The 1,432-nt window shown below is 65.2% G+C and carries 1 protein-coding gene; it reads right to left on the bottom strand.

The genetic code is table 11. From position 1 onward, the window contains the following. Nucleotides 1-65 precede the first annotated feature (65 nt). The gene (locus tag G6027_RS12465) at nucleotides 66-1,172 is read right to left on the bottom strand and encodes a BtrH N-terminal domain-containing protein (RefSeq protein ID WP_067478094.1); all 1,107 of its coding nucleotides are present in this window, start codon (nucleotides 1,170-1,172) and stop codon (nucleotides 66-68) included. Nucleotides 1,173-1,432: the final 260 nt, after the last annotated feature.

The raw sequence follows: 1,432 nt of genomic DNA, 5'->3' as shown, positions 1-1,432 counted from the left end.
CGGTGGCCGCAGATCTGCTGCTGCAACCCGGCAGTGGTGCTCGCTTGCTGCGTTCGCCGACTTGCCTACAATGGGTCACCCATCCCCAGTTCCCCCGCCGCTTTGCGCATGTGAGAGATGGCATGGCCTTCGTCGCGGGGAAGCGTCGCGGCGAGTTCATTGACCCGTCGCCAGCGATCGAGCGTCGATCCGTCGCTACGGCCGGCCGCAGCCAGAGCCGACCACGTGTCCGCGCAGCGCAAGAGCGCAGTTCCGGCCTTCGCCATCTCCGCGGACTCCGTTAGCCGGGCCACGTCGCCACAGAACTGTGCCTGCAACCGGCGGAACAGGCCGCCGCCCGTGCCTGCCTTCTCTACAAAGGCGTGGAGAGAACGCAGCGCGATGTCCAGTTCCGGTTCGGGCATGAGCCCCGGCCACCGGTCGACATCCTCGGCGAAGACCGTGACTCCACTGATCCCGGCAGCGGCAACGGCATCCGGCGGTAGCACCGACGCGTCCGGAATAATCGCGGTTGTCGCCGCCTGCATGTTTTCGACCGAGGCCACGAGGGCCGAAGCCGCAGTCTGGCGGAGATCGGGCAGGATCTGGGGCCAGTTCACGAAGTACGTGGTGTGCCTCGTGGGCACGGGGAACGATCGGGACGCGCGCGCCCGCGCAAGAGCCTCGTAGGGGACTTTCTGCATCTCGGCTCGGTCGTTGTCCACCACGAAAGCCGTCTCGGTGTCGTCTTCGTAACCGATCACGACGATGTCGTGCCGACTCATCTGAAGGCGGACATTGAGGTAGGGCAGCTCAGAAATGTCGGCCCACATCAGCACGGGACGGCCTTGCTGGAGTTCGCGGCGGACCCAGCCCCAGCCGGTCTCGGGATCGTCGGTTCCCCGAACGTCGACCTCTGCACCCAGCCTGGCGAGAAGGTCGACCTCGAGGTCGCTGCTACGCCCGACGAAGTAGATGGGAGGGGCGAGACCCGGTGCCCGCAGGTAGGTGAAGCCGAGACCACCGCCCATTCCGAAGACCAGACCTTCGCTCGGCACCTCGTCCCAGCCCAGACCGGCCCACTCCAGGAGGTCTCTCAGCGCTCCGGAACCACAATGCCCTGCCTGACGGTGGGGATAGTCCAGTAGGACTCGTCGCGGCTCTGGATGACGGGTAGGGACCTCGACTGACATGACATCTCCTGAATCGGCGTCGCAGCAATCTGCGCGGTTTCCGGTTGGACGGGCATGCGGTTACGTGACTATACATTCGTTCATGCAGGCATGTACCTACCTCAGCGGTCCATCGAAAGGATCCTTCGTTCCTGCGCCGCCCGCCGAGTGATAGCTCAAGAAATGCGCTGGGCGAGGCAGCCCCGGGCGTCCGCCAGACAATCACCACCGCTCTCCTCCACGAGCCGGCGGCCCGGAGCGTGTCAAATCAAATGAGACGT

Origin of the sequence: Dietzia sp. SLG310A2-38A2 (genome assembly GCF_014145095.1) — a bacterium.
GTDB lineage: Bacteria > Actinomycetota > Actinomycetes > Mycobacteriales > Mycobacteriaceae > Dietzia.
The sequence above is the reverse complement of the archived record's forward strand: the minus strand, read 5'-3'. Positions and strand labels throughout refer to the sequence as shown.

What these genes read in the sequence shown, in the direction of transcription:
- G6027_RS12465 (WP_067478094.1), bottom strand. Translation starts at nt 1,172, where the DNA reads ATGTCAGTCGAGGTCCCTACCCGTCATCCAGAGCCGCGACGAGTCCTA.